The sequence below is a fragment of the Streptomyces sp. NPDC020299 genome, assembly GCF_044387825.1.
GTDB lineage: Bacteria > Actinomycetota > Actinomycetes > Streptomycetales > Streptomycetaceae > Streptomyces.
Map to the genome: position 1 here is coordinate 243079 of NZ_JBIRWL010000006.1, position 15001 is coordinate 258079.

Genomic DNA, 15001 nt, shown 5'->3' on the forward strand with positions numbered 1-15001 from the left:
ATGGATGGGCCCGGCACCGAACTCGGTGCCGGGCCCACAGGGCGTCGCTCGGGGTAATCAGCCGTACGTGTAGAAGCCGGACCCCGTCTTCCGGCCCAGCCGGCCCGCCTCGACCATGCGCTGGAGCAGCGGGGGAGCGGCATACAGCGGCTCCTTGTACTCCTGGTACATCGAATGCGCGATGGAGACGATGGTGTCCAGGCCGATCAGGTCGGACAGCTTCAGCGGGCCCATCGGGTGGGCGCAGCCCATCTCCATGCCGTTGTCGATGTCCTCGCGGCTCGCGATGCCCGACTCGAACATGCGGATCGCGGACAGCAGATAGGGCACCAGCAGCGCGTTGACGACGAACCCGGAGCGGTCCTGGGCGCGGATGGAGTGCTTGCCGAGCACCTTCTCGGCGAAGAGCTGGGCCCGGCCGAGCGTCACCTCGGAGGTGGTCAGCGCCGGGATCACCTCGACGAGCTGCTGCACCGGGGCCGGGTTGAAGAAGTGGATGCCGATGACGTGGTCGGGGCGCGAGGTGGCGACCGCGAGCTTGACCAGCGGGATGGAGGAGGTGTTGGAGGCGAGGATCGCGTCCGGCCGGGTCACCACCTGGTCGAGCACCTGGAAGATCTCGGTCTTCACCTGCTCGTTCTCGACCACGGCCTCGATCACCAGGTCCCGGTCGGCGAACTCGCCGAGGTCGGTGGTGAAGCTCAGCCGCGCCTGCGTGGCGTCCCGCTCCTCCTCGCTGATCTTGCCGCGCTCGGCGGCCTTGTTCAGGGAGTTGAACAGCCGGGTGCGGCCGATCTCCAGGGCCTCGCCGGTGGTCTCGGCGACCTTCACGTCCAGTCCGGCGCGGGCGCACACCTCGGCGATGCCCGCTCCCATCTGGCCGCAGCCCACCACCCCGACCCGCGCAATGTCTCCGGCGATGTCCGTCACGTCGTCCCCTTCGCTGCTCAACGGCTGAGGCAGGTGCTCCGGGTTCCGCTCCTGCTCCGATCGTGCACGTTACTCCCAAGTATCGATGATCGATCGCCCGGGTAGGGGCATCCTTGGGCCCGAGACGATCCGTGACGGAGCGGATCCGCAGCGTATGGGGGTACCTCCATGGGGTCCATGAGGCAGGTGTCACGGCGCGCGTTCGCGCTGGCGGCGCTGTCCACGCTGACGATGGCGCAGAGCGCGCCGGCCGCCCCGCGCGGCCGGCGCGCGGCCACGGAGATGCGGGGCGTGTGGCTGGCGACGGTCAGCAACCGGGACTGGCCCTCGCGCCCGGGCCTCACGGCGGCCGAACAGCGCACGGAGCTGATCGCCCACCTCGACCGGGCCGTCCGCGACCGCCTCAACACCGTGGTCTTCCAGGTGCGGCCCACCGCGGACGCCCTGTGGCCCTCGCCCTACGAGCCCTGGTCGCAGTACCTGACCGGCACCCAGGGCAAGGCACCCGGCTGGGACCCGCTGGGCACCGCCGTCGCCGAGGCGCACGCGCGCGGGCTGGAGCTGCACGCCTGGTGCAACCCGTACCGGATCGCCAACCACACCGACCCGACGAGGCTCGCCGCCTCCCACCCCGCCCGCCGGCACCCGGACTGGGTCGTTCCGTACGGCGGCAGGCTCTACTACAACCCGGGCCTGCCCGAGGTGCGTGCCTTCGTCGAGGACGCGATGCTCGACGCGGTCGCCAAGTACCCGGTCGACGCCGTCCACTTCGACGACTACTTCTACCCCTATCCGGTCGCCGGGCAGACCTTCGACGACGACGCCGCGTACGACGCGTACGGCGGGGACTTCGACAACCGTGCCGCCTGGCGCCGCGACAACATCGACCGGCTGGTGCGGGAGACCGCGGCCCGGATCAGGAAGGTGCGGCCCGGCACCCGGTTCGGGATCAGCCCGTTCGGGGTGTGGCGCAACGCCACGACCGACGCGCGGGGCTCGGACACCCGGGCGGGCGTGCAGACGTACGACGACCTGCACGCGGACACCCGCACGTGGGTCCGCGAGCACTGGATCGACTACATCGTGCCGCAGCTGTACTGGAACATCGGCTTCGCCGCCGCCGACTACGCCAAGCTCGTCGCCTGGTGGGCGGAGGTCGCCAAGGGCACGAAGACCCACCTCTACGTCGGCGAGGCGCTGTACAAGGCGGGTGCCGCCGGGCAGCCCTCGGTCTGGCAGGACCCGGTCGAGCTGTCCCGGCACCTCACGCTCGCCGCCGGGTACGCGAAGGTGCGCGGTCATGTCTTCTTCGCCGCGCAGGACGTCGCGAAGGATCCGATCGGGGCGATGGCGCGGGTGGTCGCCGACCACTACGGACAGCCGGCGAAGCCACCGCGCTGAATCCCTACTGCCGTGTCTGGTGTTCCTGTTCCCGGTGCCGGACCTGGCAGTCCGGGCCGGGGGACATCACGGCCTCGTGACCGTCCGGGAAGCGGACGCGGTAGGGCGGAGTACCCTCCCTACCCATCACCTCGACGACTTCCGATACCTGGTCGTGCTGGCCAACCACCCTGCCGTGCTGGACAAGCTGGTCGCCCACGGATGCGCGCATCTGCGGGTCCTCCTCACGATCGCGACCGTTGGGTGACGGCGATGCACACGAGCACGGCGGCGGCCGTCAGCGGAGCGGCAACCGTCAGGTGCTCGCCCAGCAGCAGCACCGACCACACCAGTGTGAGCAGCGGCTGCGCCAACTGCAACTGGCTGGCCCGCGGGATCCCGATGGCCGCCATGCCCCGGTACCAGACGACCAGCCCGAGGAACTGCGAGCCGGCCGCCACCCACAGCAGCCCGGCCACGCCGTGCGCGGTCAGCCGCACGGGTTCGTACGACAGCGCCAGCGCGGCGGCCGGGACGGTGAGCGGCACGCAGAACACCAGCGCCCAGCCGATCACCTGCCAGCCCGGCATCACCCGGGCCAGCCGGCCGCCCTCGGTGTAGCCGGCCGCGCACACCAGCAGCGCGCCGGCCAGATAGCCGTCGGCCGCCGTCAGCGCGCCGCCGCTCTGCTGCACGGTGAAGGCGAGGACCGCGCACGCGCCCGCGAGGGCCGCCGCCCAGAAGGTACGGGAGGGCCGGGTGCCCATCCGCAGGGCGGAGAAGAGCGCGGTGGTCAGCGGGAGCAGGCCGACGACCACGGCGGCGTGCGCGGTGGTGGAGGTCTGCAGGGCGAGGGTGGTCAGCAGGGGGAAGCCGAGCACCACACCGGCGGCGACGACGGCGAGCCCCGGCCAGTGCCGGCGGGCGGGCGGGGGTACCCGCAGGGCCAGCAGGCACGTGCCCGCGATGGCCGCCGCGAGAACGCTGCGCACCGCCACCAGCGACCAGGGCCCGAACCCCTCCAGGCCCCAGGCGGTGGCCGGGAAGGTGAGGGAGAAGGCGACCACGCCGAGGGCGGCCTGGAGGGTGCCGCCGGCGCCGGGACGCTGTCGGCGAGTGGTGACCGCTATCGCGGGTGCGGTAGTAGCGCTACTCTGTGCTCTCATGCAACAGCGTAGCAGCGTCGCCGAACTGGCCGATCAGCTACGGCGGGAGCTCGACCGCTACTCACCTGGTGGAAAGCTCCCGTCGAGCCGTGCCCTGGTCGAGCGATACCGGGTGAGCCCGGTGACCGTCTCACGCGCGCTGGCGCAGCTGGTCGCCGAGGGCCTGGTCGTGACCCGGCCCGGCGCCGGCGCCTTCCGCGCCCACACACGCGGTGCGCCCCAGGCCACCGGGGACACCTCCTGGCAGGCCGTCGCGCTCAGCGCCGACGGCGCCACCGAACTCGTCCCGCGCACCGTCGACGCCTCGGGGGTCACGGTCTCCCTGGCCGCCCCGCCGCCGGGCGTGCTGGAGTTCAGCGGTGGCTATCTGCACCCCTCGCTCCAGCCGGAGCGGGCGATGGCCGCGGCGCTGGCCCGTGCCGGGCGGCGCCCCGGTGCCTGGGGCCGGCCGCCGATGGAGGGGCTGCCGGAACTGCGGGAGTGGTTCGCGCGCGGCATCGGCGGGGCCGTCACCGCCGCCGAGGTGCTGATCGCGGCGGGCGGTCAGTCCGCGCTGGCCACCGCGCTGCGCGCGCTCGCCCCGCCCGGCGCGCCGGTGCTCGTCGAGTCGCCCACCTACCCGGGCATGCTGGCCATCGCCCGCGCCGCCGGACTGCGCCCGGTGCCCGTGCCGGTGGACCCCGACGGGGTGCGCCCTGAGCTGCTCGCCGACGCGTTCCGGGCGAGCGGCGCCCGGGTGTTCGTCTGCCAGCCCCTGTTCCAGAACCCCACCGGAGCCGTGCTCGCCCCCGAGCGGCGCGCCGAGGTGCTCGGCATCGCCCGGGAGGCGGGCGCCTTCGTGGTCGAGGACGACTTCGTACGGCGCCTGGTGCACGCGGACGCGGGCCCGCTGCCGCGCCCGCTGGCCGCCGACGACCCCGACGGCGTCGTCGTGCACGTCGGCTCACTGACCAAGGTGACCTCGCCCAGCTTCCGGGTCAGCGCCCTGGCCGCCCGGGGACCGGTCCTTGAACGCCTGCGCGCGATCCAGGTCGTCGACTCCTTCTTCGTGCCCCGCCCGTTGCAGGAAGCGGCCCTGGAACTCGTCGGCTCGCCCGCCTGGCCCCGCCATCTGCGTACCGTCGCGACCGAGCTGAAGGCCCGCCGGGACGCCATGACCACCGCCCTGCGCAGCGCACTGCCCGAGCTCGCCCTGCCGCACATCCTCTCGGGCGGCTACCACCTCTGGCTCCGCCTCCCCGACGGCACCGGGGAGTCCGCCCTCACGTCCGCCGCCCTCCGCGCGGGCGTGGCGATCACCCCCGGCCGCCCGTACTTCAGCGCCGAGCCCCCGGCGGCCCACCTCCGGTTGAGCTTCGCGGCGGTCGCCGGGACGGGGGAGATCGCGGAGGGGGTACGGCGACTGCGGACTGCGTGCGACGAGGTGCTTCAGGGCAGGGGGCAGGCATGACCGACATCGCTGCCCTCCCCGAGGGCTACGAGTTCTCCGCCGACTCCGGGCGCGTCGACGTCGACCGTGTCCACGGCTGGCTGTCCACCGACACGTACTGGGCGACCGGCCGCCCCCGCGAGACGCACGAGCGCGCGATGGCCGCCTCGCTGAACTTCGGGGTGTACGACACGGCCTCGGGAGAGCAGGTGGCGTACGCGCGCGTGGTGACCGACGAGGCGCTGTTCGGCTGGCTCGCGGATGTGTACGTCGACCCGTCGGTGCGGGGCAAGGGCCTCGGGACGGCGATGGTCGGCGCCATCCGCGAGCACCTGCGGCCGTACGGGCTGCGCCGTCTCCTGCTCGCCACCAGCACCGCCCACGGCGTCTACGAGAAGGTGGGGTTCCGGCCGCTGGACCGTCCTGACCAGTGGATGGTGCACAGCTTCGTCCAAGGTCCCGCAGACCCTCGGTAACTCCCGGGTAACGCCCCCTTGACCTGCTTACTTGCGCGGCCCACCATCACCGCATGCAACTTCGGGTCACGTTCGTCGCCGCAGCGCGCAGCGCCCCCCTGCTCGCGGAGCGCTTCGAGGACGACCGGCCGCTGGACCAGGCCGGCTGGGACGAGGTGCAGCGGGTCGCGGGGGAGCTGCTGCCGCTCGCGGCGGCCGAGCTGCGCTACTGCTCGCCGACGCCGCGCAGCCGCGCCACCGGTGACGCGCTGGGGTACGCACCGCTGGTGCAGCTCGCCCTGCGGGACTGCGACATGGGCCGCTGGCGCGGGTTCACCCTGGGCGAGGCGATGGCCCGGGAGCCGGAGGCGGTGGACGCCTGGCTCGCCGACCCGCGCTCCACCCCGCACGGCGGTGAGTCGCTGCTGGCCTTCGTCTCCCGTGTCGGCGGCTGGCTGGACACCCGTCCCGCCGACGACGGCGGCCGCATAGTCGCCGTCGCCGAGCCCGCGGTGATCCGCGCCGCCCTGGTCTACGCCCTGAAGGCACCGCCCTCGACCTACTGGAACATCGACGTCCGTCCCCTGTCCACCGTCACCGTCATAGGCCACGCCGGCCGCTGGAACCTCCGCTTCGACGGCGCGTCCCCCCAACGCCTCGGCATCCCCTGACCCGCCGCACCTGGCCCCTGCCTCGCTGGACGGGCGGGGATGTGTGGGCCGGGGCTGAGAGCCGCTGCCGGAAACCTCGTCGCCACCCCGTCCGGGCTCAGCTCACGCGCGTGTACTCCGTGGTGAGGACGAGGTCTTTCGCCGGACCGCCCACCCGCCACACCGTCCGCCAGTGGTCTGAGTCCTGGACGGTGAACTCGCCCCGGTAGAGGTCCGCCGCGCACGGATGCTGGGCGACGTGGCGTCCGGACGTCAGGTCCAGCTCGTGGAAGAACCGTCCGTCGGCGAACCGTACGTCGGCCGTGCCCGGCGCCGCGCCCGGGAGGAAGCGCAGGGTGCGCTCGGCCGGCCGTGGGACGCCCTGCCAGGTGAAGTGGCCGGACTCCTCGTGCAGCAGGCCGCCGCCCTCCAGCGGGCCGAAGACGGTGATCCCCTGGAACAGTCCCTCGTCGCCGCTCGCCAGGTCCCGCACGGTGCGCTCCACGTGCCACCGCCCGGCCAGATGCCCGAGCACGTCCGCCACGGGCCAGAACCCGCCCATCGTCGTCCCCGCGTCGGCCGTCAGCGCATCCATGTCCTCGACGATACGTCCCGCCCCATTGACGCGCTCATGCCTCCTGCCTATCTTGCCGTTCGAAGTGCTGACCACTGCTCGATATTTCGAACGCCTGTAACGACCGCAACGACCCCAGAGCCGCGGAGTATCCATGTCACGCACCACCCGCAACCGCCTCAGACTCGGCCTAGGAGCAAGCGCTTTCCTCCTGGCCGTCGGCCTCGTCCCCGCCCCCGCGCACGCCGAGGACGTCACCGACTACGCGATCACCGTCGACCCGGGCGCCAAGGGCGCCAAGATCGACGACACGATGTACGGCGTCTTCTTCGAGGACATCAACCGCGCCGCCGACGGCGGCCTCTACGCCGAACTCGTCCAGAACCGGTCCTTCGAGTACTCCACCGACGACAACAAGTCGTACACCCCCCTGACCGCCTGGACGGTCACCGGCACCGCGCAGGTCGTCAACGACTCCGGCCGGCTGGGCGAGCGCAACCGCGACTACCTCTCCCTGGGCGCCGGTTCCTCGGTCACCAACTCCGGATACAACACCGGCATCGCCGTCGAACAGGGCGAGAAGTACGACTTCTCGGTGTGGGCGAGGGCGGCGAGCGGCAGCAGCCTCACCGTCACCCTCCAGGACGCCGACGGCACGCTCGCGACCGTCCGCAAGGTGGCCGTGAAGGGCGGCTGGGCCCAGTACAAGGTCACGTTCAAGGCGACCCGCACCAGCACCACCGGCCGCCTGACCGTCGCCTCCTCCGGCGCCGCGGCCCTCGACATGGTGTCCCTGTTCCCGCAGGACACCTACAAGCACGAGCCGAACGGCCTGCGCAAGGACCTCGCCGAGAAGGTCGCCGCCCTGCACCCGGGCTTCGTGCGCTTCCCCGGCGGCTGCCTGGTCAACACCGGCTCCATGCAGGACTACAGCGAGGCCTCCGGCTGGCAGCGCAAGCGCTCCTACCAGTGGAAGGACACCATCGGCCCGGTCGAGACGCGCGCCACCAACTCCAACTTCTGGGGCTACAACCAGAGTTACGGCCTCGGCTACTACGAGTACTTCCGCTTCGCCGAGGACATCGGCGCCATGCCGCTGCCCGTCGTCCCCGCCCTGGTGACCGGCTGCGGCCAGAACAAGGCTGTCGACGACGACGCGCTGCTCAAGCGGCACATCCAGGACACCCTCGACCTCGTCGAGTTCGCCAACGGCCCGGTGACCTCCACCTGGGGCAAGAAGCGCGCCGAGATGGGCCACCCCGAGCCCTTCCACCTCACCCACATCGAGGTCGGCAACGAGGAGAACCTCCCGAACGAGTTCTTCGCCCGCTTCAAGCAGTTCCGCGCGGCCATCCAGGCGAAGTACCCGTACATGAAGGTGATCTCCAACGCGGGCCCGGACGACTCCGGCTCCACCTTCGACACGGCCTGGCAGCTCAACAAGGACGCCAAGGTCGACATGGTCGACGAGCACTACTACAACAGCCCGCAGTGGTTCCTCCAGAACAACGACCGCTACGACTCCTACGACCGCAGCGGCCCCAAGGTCTTCCTCGGCGAGTACGCCTCCGGCGGCAACGCCTTCAAGAACGGCCTCGCCGAAGCCGCGTACATGACCGGCCTGGAACGCAACGCGGACGTCGTCAAACTCGCCTCCTACGCCCCGCTGTTCGCCAACCAGGACTACGTCCAGTGGAGCCCGGACATGGTGTGGTTCAACAACCACGCCTCCTGGGGCTCGGCCGACTACGAGGTCCAGAAGCTCTTCATGAACAACGTGGGCGACCAGGTGGTGCCCTCGAAGGCGACCGGAACACCGTCACTGCTCGCCCCCATCACCGGCGCCGTGGGCCTGTCCACGTGGAACACCAGCGCCGCCTACGACGACGTCAAGGTGACCGACGCCGACGGCAACACGCTGCTCACCGACGACTTCTCCGGCGACGCCGCCAAGTGGACGCACACCGGAACCGGCAGCTGGAGCGTCCAGGACGGGAGTTACGTCCAGACGGACACCGCCGCCGAGAACACCATGGTCTCCGCCGGCGACACCGCCTGGCACGACTACGACCTGCATGTGAAGGCCACCAAGAAGTCCGGCAAGGAGGGCTTCCTCGTCGCCTTCGGCGTCAAGGACACCGGCAACTACTACTGGTGGAACCTGGGCGGCTGGAACAACACCCAGAGCGCCGTCGAACAGGCCGTGGACGGCGGCAAGTCCACGCTGCTCTCCAAGGCGGGGTCGGTGGAGACGGGCCGTACCTACGACGTCGACGTCAAGGTGCGCGGCCGACAGGTCACCCTCTACCTCGACGGCCAGGAGTGGGGCAGCTTCACCGACGACAAGCCGGCCGAACCCTTCCGGCAGGTCGTGACCCGGGACGCGAAGACCGGTGACCTGATCGTCAAGGTCGTCAACGCCCAGTCCTCGGCGGCCCGTACGGCCATCGACCTGGGAGGCGCCAAGGTGTCCCACAAGGCCCGCGTGACCACGCTGGCCGCCGCGCCCGACGCGGTGAACACGGAGACCGCCACCCCGGTCGCTCCCGTCACCTCCACCTACCGGCGGGTCACCGACAAGTTCACGTACACCTTCCCGGCGAACTCCGTCACGTTCCTGCGGATCAAGCAGAAGTAGCCGCGGTCTCGCTCGCGGGCTGCTGCCCCACCGGCAGCAGCCCGCGCTCGGCGAAGACCTTCTTCGCGGCGAAGGTCGCGTTCAGCGCCCGAGGCATGCCGCAGTACACGGCCGAGTGCAGCAGCGCCTCGACTATCTGCTCGGGCGTGAGACCCACATTGAGGGCCGCGTTGACGTGCACGTCCAGCTGGGCCTCGCAGCCGCCGAGCGCGGTGAGCACACCGAGGGTCACCAACTGGCGGTCGCGCGGGGCGAGTCCGGGACGGTCGTAGATCTCCCCGAAGGCCCAGGAGACGACCTGGTGGCCCAGTTCGGGGCTGATGTCCGCGAGCGAGTCGACGACCCGCTGACCGGCCTCGCCGTCGACCCGCTTCAGGACCTCCAGGCCGTGGGCGAAACGCTCTTCACGGGTGGTGCTCTCGCTCATGCCGGGTCTTCCGTTCCCGGCTGCCCGGGCACGTGGCCCAGCAGCCGTCAGTAGGTTTCGATCTTCACGTCCAGCACCGAACGGTAGAACCTGGAGTGCGCTCCAGGTCAAGCGTCGCTCCGTCGAGGTCCGGCCGCACCCGTTAACCGGCCGATCATTCACCGGACAGCGCTTATTCACCTGAAAGTCGAAAATCCCATACCGGAAACACCGGCTCGCATATTCGGAATTCCGACACCCACTTTTCGGTGAGGAGACAACCGTTCTGGAATTCGGCCCGTCTAAGGGGGTGGATCAACGAATTCTGGGGGCTTTCCGAGAATGCGACGAATCATCCTGCCCGGGCGCGCCGGCAATGTCCGGCGGGCCGCCTCCCTGCTCGCGGCGGCCTTCACGGTCACCGCGTTGTGCGCCGGCGACGTCATCGCCCGCAGCTACCCTTTCGGCCCCCGGACCCGGAACGTCAACGACCTGGGAAACCAGTACGTGCCCTTCCACGCGCACCTGTGGGACCTGCTGCACGGACACGCCGACGGGGGGCTCCTCGTCAACTGGCAGTCGGGATTCGGCTCCGGTTTCCTGCCCGACTTCGGCACCTACCTCAGCAGCCCGTTCGCTTTGCTGGTGGCGGTGTTCCCGCGGGACAGGATCGACCTCGCGGTGTATGTGATCACCGTGCTGAAAACAGGGTGCGCGGCCGCCGCCATGGCCTTTCTGCTGCTCACCCTGCGCCCGGGCCGCTGGTGGGCCGCGGGACTGCTGGGCGCCTCCTACGCCCTGTGCGGCTGGAGCGTGGCGGCCGCCTCGTACAACCCGATGTGGCTCGACGGACTCATCGCCCTTCCGCTGCTGTGCCTGGCCGGTGAATGGACGCTGACCGGACGGCGTCCGCTGCTCGGTGTGCTGGTCGTCGCGGCCGCCTGGATCGCCAACTTCTACACCGCGTACATGGCCACCGTCGGCGCCGGCCTGGTGCTGCTGCTCCGACTGCTGCTCGCCGGTCTGCCGCGGCGGCGGGCGCTGGCGACGGCGGGCCGGGCCGGTCTCACCTTCGCGCTCGGCGTGGGCCTGGCCGCACCGCTGGTGACGGTGGTGTACTTCGGCTCCGAGCACGCCTCCCCGGGCAGATTCCAGGAGTTCGTCCCGGCGACGGGCCAGGACCTGGCGGCGCGTCTGCTGCCGACGACGTACAGCTTCGCTACGCCGGCCGTGTACGTGGGTGTCACGGCACTGCTGCTCGCCCTGGCTCTGCCGTTCCAGCGGGCGGTGCCCCCGGCGGTGCGCGCGGGGTGGACCCTGCTGGTGGTGGCGGTGGCGCTGTCGATGCAGTGGAACCCGACCCACCTCGCCTGGCACGCCTTCACCGCACCGCAGGGCAGTCCGTACCGCCAGGCCTTCGTCCTGTGTGCGCTGCTGGTGATCGCCGCGTGGCACTCGCTCTCGTACGGCCCGCCCGACCGGCGCGCGCTGCTCACGGCGAGCGCCTTGCTCGTACTGATCGTGGCCGTCGCGAGCCGGAGCCATCTGGTACGCCCGTACGCCTGGCCGGTGCTCCTGCTCGCCGCCGTGGGTGCGCTGGGCGGGCTGGGCGGACTGGCCCTGCTCGCCCGGCGCACCCACGGCGGGCGGCCCGCAGGTGGCACCCGCCGCACCGTGCTGACCGGGCTGGCCGTCACGCTGCTCGTCGGCGCGCAGTTCGGGGAGGCCACCGCCAACTCCGCCGCGACCACCCGGCAGCGGCTCGCGAGCATGGACAACTACGCCCCTTGGGGAGAACGGCAGCGGCAGCAGTCGGAGGCGATCGCCAGGGCCGACGGCTGGCCCCGCCACCGCACCGACCCGGGCCGGGAACAGACTGTCGGCAACGACCCGTTGCTGGTGGGCGGCCAGGGCGCCCAGTACTACAGCAGCCACACCTCCGACGTCCTCTACCGCACGCTCACCGCCCTCGGGGCGGGCTGGACCTCGGGCGGCCGGAGCCCGCAGAGCCTGGACAACGCCGTCACGGACGTGATCTTCTCCGTCGGCGCGCGGGTGCACTCCCCGCCGGACCCGCACCACAAGTGGCCGCCCCAGGACGGCAGTCGGCTGACCGTGTCCCGACGGGACGTGCCGCCCCTGGTCACGGTGCGACCGTCCGGCTCCGCCGCACACCGGCGCACGGGTGTCTCCGCCTTCGGCCCGTCGCCGTACCGCAACCAGGAACTGCTCCTCGGCACCCGGGTCTACACCGTGCCCCGCCTCACCGTGCGGACCGCCACCGGCAAACCCCCGCGCGGCGGCGACGCCCGGCATCCGGGACTGCTCCTCGGCGCCCCCGCCCCCGGGACCGTGCGGAAGCCGACGATCACGGCCCGGTGTCCGGCCGGCGACGAGGTGTACCTGTGGGCACCGCACTTCTGGGGCACCGCCCGGGCGGCCGGTGACTTAGCCGGCCGGCCGGCCGCGTCGTTCAGGTCCGATCCCCACGGCGCCAGGATCGCCGCCATGCAGCCGCTCGGCAGGGTCCCGTCCTCCGGACGCCTCCGCATCGAACTGGCCCCCGAGCGGGCCGGCCGCATCCCGTACGGCGCGGTCGGCTGCCTGGACACCACCCGGCTGCACGACGCCGTCGCACGGCTCTCGGCCACCGGCGCCACCCGGGTGCGCGTCTCCGACGGCACCATCCGGGCCGAACTCCCCGCGGGCAGCACGGGCACCGCGGTCGTCGCGGTCCCCCGGACCGCCGGCTGGCGCTGCGCCGTGGGCGACGCCGCCGCCGTACCGGCCAGGAACCACTACGGCCTGATCGGAGTCCCTCTCGACGGTTCCTCGACCAGCCTCACCTGTACATTCCACCCACCCGGCCTGCGGCTCGGCGCGACCGTCGGGGCCGCCTCGCTCCTCACCCTGGTCCTGCTCGCCGTCCTCGGCGCCATCCGGGGGCGACGGCGTGCCACTGAACCGCCGGTGCCGACGCCCACGCCCGCACGGCCGCGTGCGCCGATGGCCGACGCCCGCTGAACGCGACCGGCCGTCCACGGCCTCCGCCGGCGAGAGGGCGGATATCGGGGCGCGGCCGATGCCGCCCGGCGGGCAGACTGACCGCCATGGAGGACGAGATCAGCCGCCTGGTGGCCGGCCTGGACGCCGACTCGAGCGAGGTGGCCGAGGACGCCCAGCACGCGCTGACCGCCCTGGGGACGGACGTACTGGAGCCGCTGATCGCGGCGGCTCCCGCGCTCGACCCGTTCGGGCAGCTGTGTGCCATCGAGGTGTTCACCGCGCTCGGCGACCCACGCCCCGCCGACGTCCTGATCGGCATGCTGGCGAGCGAGAGCGCGACCGTACGGCAGTGGGCGGCCGAGGCACTGGCCGAGCTGGGCGTCCGGCGTGCCGTGCCGGGGCTGTGGCAGGCCTACGACGCCTTCCGGCGGCGCGGCGAGGCGCCCGACGACAGCGAGGGCGAGGCGCTGCGCCGGGCGCTCACCGAGCTGGGCGCCCGCCGGGACGTCCTCCCGGCGCGGTCGTCCGCGCTCAGGCGGCCGGACGGGGCGCTGAACGACCTCTGGCCGGTGGGACGGCTGCCCGAGGTGATCCGCGATCTCGCCGACCACGGGCAGGCGGTGCTGTACTTCCAGATCTGGGAGGTCCGGCCGGACGGTCGCCGCCTCTGGTCCCGCGGCCCCGGCATCGACTGGGACCCCGACCGCGGCCGTCCCTGGTCCGAGATCGTCGCCCATTGCCGCGACTGGGCCCTGCTGGCCGCAGAGGCCGCAGAGGCCGCAGAGGTGGCGCCGGACCGGGTGGCGACGATCAGCTGGATCGACGCGGCGGATCTGTGACCGCTGGGGTTGAATGTCGTAGATTCACTGGTTCGTCCCGATTAGCATGCGTACTGCTCACGGGTTCCGCGGACAGGACGGGGTTGGCGAGGTGTCTTGCGCGGAGTCGGCCGGTGGCGGCGAACCGGGATCCCCGGGGCCGGCCCCGACGGGCGCACGGCGCTCCGTGGCGCCCCTGCTCGCCGTGTGCGCCGGGTACTTCATGGTCATCCTGGACGTCACGATCATCAACGTCGCCGTGCCCGCGGTGGGCCGGGACCTGTCGGCCTCGCTCACCGGCATCCAGTGGATCACGGACGGGTACACCCTGGTCTTCGCCGGATTCCTGATGACCGGTGGCGCGCTGGGCGACCGGCTGGGCAACCGGCGGGTCTTCTGCTCGGGCGTGGTGGTGTTCACGGTGGCCTCGGCCGCGTGCGCCTTCGCGCCGAGCGCCCCCTTCCTCGTCGGGGCCCGCCTGGTGGAGGGGCTCGGCGCCGCGCTGATCGTCCCCGGCTCACTCGCCCTGCTCCAGGAGGCCTATCCGGCGCCGGCGGCCCGCTCGCGCGCCTTCGGTCTGTGGGGGTCGATGGCGGGCATCGCGGCCTCCGCCGGGCCGCTGCTGGGCGGGCTGCTGGTGTCCACCGTGGGCTGGCGCTGGGTGTTCCTCATCAACCTGCCCGTCGGCGTGGCCTGCCTGGTGCTGACCTCGCGGTACGTCGCGCCCTCGCCGCTCCACCCCGACCGGGCCCTGGACTGGCCGGCCCAGTGCGCCGTCGTGGCGGCCGTGGCCCTGCTGACCGCCGCGCTGAACGAGGCCGGACGGCGCGGCTGGTCCGACACGGCCGTTCTCGCCGGGCTGGGCCTGGCCGTGCTCGCCGTCGCCGCGTTCGTGCTGCGCGAGCGGCTCGCCCGGTTTCCGGCCCTTCCGCTGCGTCTGCTGCGCTCACGCACGATGAGCGGCGGGGCCGTCATCGGCCTGCTGTTCAACTTCGGCTTCTACGGCATGGTGTTCACCGCCAGCCTGGACTTCCAGCACCAGCGCGGCTTCAGCGCCCTCCAGACCGGCTTGGCGCTGTTCCCGGCGGTGGTGATGACCACGTTCGCCTCCGTTCTGTCCGGGCGGCTGACCCGCCGCACCGGTGACCGTCCGCTGGTGGTCTCCGGCATGCTCCTGGGCGCCCTCGGGCTGGCCGGCTGGGCCGCGGCGGGTCTGGATCCCGCCTATCCGCTGCTGGTGGCCCCGATGATGGCCACCGGCTTCGGCACGTCCTTCGCGCTCACCGGTTCCACCGCCACCGTGATGGGCGCCGCGCCTCCGGCGTACGCGGGAGCCGCCTCCGCCCTGTTCAACACCACCCGCCAGATCGGCAGTGCCATGGGCGTGGCACTGGGCGGCAGCCTGCTCGCCACCAGCACCGGCTACGGGGCCGGACTGCGCACCAGCATGATCATCGGGGCCCTCGCCTATCTGACGGCCGCCGCCCTCGCGTGGCGGTGCGTGCCCGCCAAGGCCCGCATTGCGTAAACCCGCATTGCATAAACGTGC

At 72.1% G+C, this 15001-nt stretch carries 13 protein-coding genes; 8 read left to right on the forward strand and 5 right to left on the reverse strand.

Annotation, left to right across the window (positions count from 1 at the left end; translation table 11 throughout):
* Window positions 1-57 precede the first annotated feature (57 nt).
* Window positions 58-930 carry a 3-hydroxybutyryl-CoA dehydrogenase gene (locus tag ACH45E_RS17900; RefSeq protein ID WP_361440869.1) on the reverse strand — a complete coding sequence of 291 codons (873 nt, stop codon included), beginning with the start codon at window positions 928-930 and terminating at the stop codon, window positions 58-60.
* 177 nt (window positions 931-1107) lie between these two features.
* Between ACH45E_RS17900 and ACH45E_RS17905 the strand changes: the two genes are divergently transcribed.
* Window positions 1108-2331 carry a family 10 glycosylhydrolase gene (locus ACH45E_RS17905; RefSeq protein WP_361440872.1) on the forward strand — a complete coding sequence of 408 codons (1224 nt, stop codon included), beginning with the start codon at window positions 1108-1110 and terminating at the stop codon, window positions 2329-2331.
* 4 nt (window positions 2332-2335) lie between these two features.
* Here the strand turns inward: ACH45E_RS17905 and ACH45E_RS17910 are convergent, their stop codons facing one another.
* Together ACH45E_RS17910 and ACH45E_RS17915 are read right to left on the reverse strand one after the other, a co-directional pair.
* Window positions 2336-2542, reverse strand: coding sequence for a DUF1918 domain-containing protein (locus tag ACH45E_RS17910; protein WP_361440875.1), 207 nt, complete (start codon window positions 2540-2542; stop codon window positions 2336-2338).
* Window positions 2543-2555: 13 nt separating this feature from the next.
* Complete coding sequence (locus ACH45E_RS17915; RefSeq protein ID WP_361440878.1) at window positions 2556-3476, reverse strand: DMT family transporter; 921 nt, start codon at window positions 3474-3476, stop codon at window positions 2556-2558.
* Here ACH45E_RS17915 and ACH45E_RS17920 point away from each other — a divergent pair.
* From ACH45E_RS17920 to ACH45E_RS17930, 3 genes are read left to right on the forward strand one after another with little or no spacing between them, the layout of a single operon-like run.
* Window positions 3475-4926: a PLP-dependent aminotransferase family protein gene (locus ACH45E_RS17920; protein ID WP_361440881.1), complete on the forward strand. Its 1452-nt coding sequence runs from the start codon at window positions 3475-3477 to the stop codon at window positions 4924-4926. The two genes, ACH45E_RS17915 and ACH45E_RS17920, sit on opposite strands and share 2 nt — an antisense overlap.
* Window positions 4923-5381 carry a GNAT family N-acetyltransferase gene (locus ACH45E_RS17925; protein WP_361440884.1) on the forward strand — a complete coding sequence of 153 codons (459 nt, stop codon included), beginning with the start codon at window positions 4923-4925 and terminating at the stop codon, window positions 5379-5381. The genes ACH45E_RS17920 and ACH45E_RS17925 overlap by 4 nt, the downstream gene beginning before the upstream one ends.
* Before the next feature lie 53 nt (window positions 5382-5434).
* Window positions 5435-6031 (forward strand): histidine phosphatase family protein, encoded by a 597-nt coding sequence (locus tag ACH45E_RS17930; protein ID WP_361440887.1) that lies wholly within the window; start codon window positions 5435-5437, stop codon window positions 6029-6031.
* A gap of 97 nt (window positions 6032-6128) precedes the next feature.
* On the opposite strand, the gene ACH45E_RS17935 is transcribed toward ACH45E_RS17930, so the two are convergent.
* Window positions 6129-6572 carry a DUF6314 family protein gene (locus ACH45E_RS17935; RefSeq protein WP_361441474.1) on the reverse strand — a complete coding sequence of 148 codons (444 nt, stop codon included), beginning with the start codon at window positions 6570-6572 and terminating at the stop codon, window positions 6129-6131.
* Window positions 6573-6738: 166 nt separating this feature from the next.
* Between ACH45E_RS17935 and ACH45E_RS17940 the strand changes: the two genes are divergently transcribed.
* The gene (locus ACH45E_RS17940) at window positions 6739-9222 is read left to right on the forward strand and encodes an alpha-L-arabinofuranosidase C-terminal domain-containing protein (RefSeq protein ID WP_361440890.1); all 2484 of its coding nucleotides are present in this window, start codon (window positions 6739-6741) and stop codon (window positions 9220-9222) included.
* Here the strand turns inward: ACH45E_RS17940 and ACH45E_RS17945 are convergent.
* Window positions 9209-9649 carry a carboxymuconolactone decarboxylase family protein gene (locus ACH45E_RS17945; protein ID WP_361440893.1) on the reverse strand — a complete coding sequence of 147 codons (441 nt, stop codon included), beginning with the start codon at window positions 9647-9649 and terminating at the stop codon, window positions 9209-9211. The two genes, ACH45E_RS17940 and ACH45E_RS17945, sit on opposite strands and share 14 nt — an antisense overlap.
* 321 nt (window positions 9650-9970) lie before the next feature.
* Here ACH45E_RS17945 and ACH45E_RS17950 point away from each other — a divergent pair, with 321 nt between their 5' ends.
* The 3 genes from ACH45E_RS17950 to ACH45E_RS17960 all read left to right on the forward strand — a co-directional run bounded on the left by ACH45E_RS17950 (window position 9971) and on the right by ACH45E_RS17960 (window position 14980).
* Window positions 9971-12652: a YfhO family protein gene (locus tag ACH45E_RS17950; protein ID WP_361440896.1), complete on the forward strand. Its 2682-nt coding sequence runs from the start codon at window positions 9971-9973 to the stop codon at window positions 12650-12652.
* An 86-nt stretch (window positions 12653-12738) separates the two neighbouring features.
* The gene (locus tag ACH45E_RS17955) at window positions 12739-13473 is read left to right on the forward strand and encodes a HEAT repeat domain-containing protein (protein ID WP_361440899.1); all 735 of its coding nucleotides are present in this window, start codon (window positions 12739-12741) and stop codon (window positions 13471-13473) included.
* 166 nt (window positions 13474-13639) lie between these two features.
* Window positions 13640-14980: an MFS transporter gene (locus ACH45E_RS17960; RefSeq protein WP_361440902.1), complete on the forward strand. Its 1341-nt coding sequence runs from the start codon at window positions 13640-13642 to the stop codon at window positions 14978-14980.
* Window positions 14981-15001: the final 21 nt, after the last annotated feature.

Coding starts and splice junctions, on each gene's coding strand:
- ACH45E_RS17905 (WP_361440872.1), top strand. CDS start 1,108: ATGAGGCAGGTGTCACGGCGCGCGTTCGCGCTGGCGGCGCTGTCCACG.
- ACH45E_RS17910 (WP_361440875.1), bottom strand. CDS start 2,542: ATGCGCGCATCCGTGGGCGACCAGCTTGTCCAGCACGGCAGGGTGGTT.
- ACH45E_RS17920 (WP_361440881.1), top strand. CDS start 3,475: ATGCAACAGCGTAGCAGCGTCGCCGAACTGGCCGATCAGCTACGGCGG.
- ACH45E_RS17915 (WP_361440878.1), bottom strand. CDS start 3,476: ATGAGAGCACAGAGTAGCGCTACTACCGCACCCGCGATAGCGGTCACC.
- ACH45E_RS17925 (WP_361440884.1), top strand. CDS start 4,923: ATGACCGACATCGCTGCCCTCCCCGAGGGCTACGAGTTCTCCGCCGAC.
- ACH45E_RS17930 (WP_361440887.1), top strand. CDS start 5,435: ATGCAACTTCGGGTCACGTTCGTCGCCGCAGCGCGCAGCGCCCCCCTG.
- ACH45E_RS17935 (WP_361441474.1), bottom strand. CDS start 6,572: ATGGGCGGGTTCTGGCCCGTGGCGGACGTGCTCGGGCATCTGGCCGGG.
- ACH45E_RS17940 (WP_361440890.1), top strand. CDS start 6,739: ATGTCACGCACCACCCGCAACCGCCTCAGACTCGGCCTAGGAGCAAGC.
- ACH45E_RS17945 (WP_361440893.1), bottom strand. CDS start 9,649: ATGAGCGAGAGCACCACCCGTGAAGAGCGTTTCGCCCACGGCCTGGAG.
- ACH45E_RS17950 (WP_361440896.1), top strand. CDS start 9,971: ATGCGACGAATCATCCTGCCCGGGCGCGCCGGCAATGTCCGGCGGGCC.
- ACH45E_RS17955 (WP_361440899.1), top strand. CDS start 12,739: ATGGAGGACGAGATCAGCCGCCTGGTGGCCGGCCTGGACGCCGACTCG.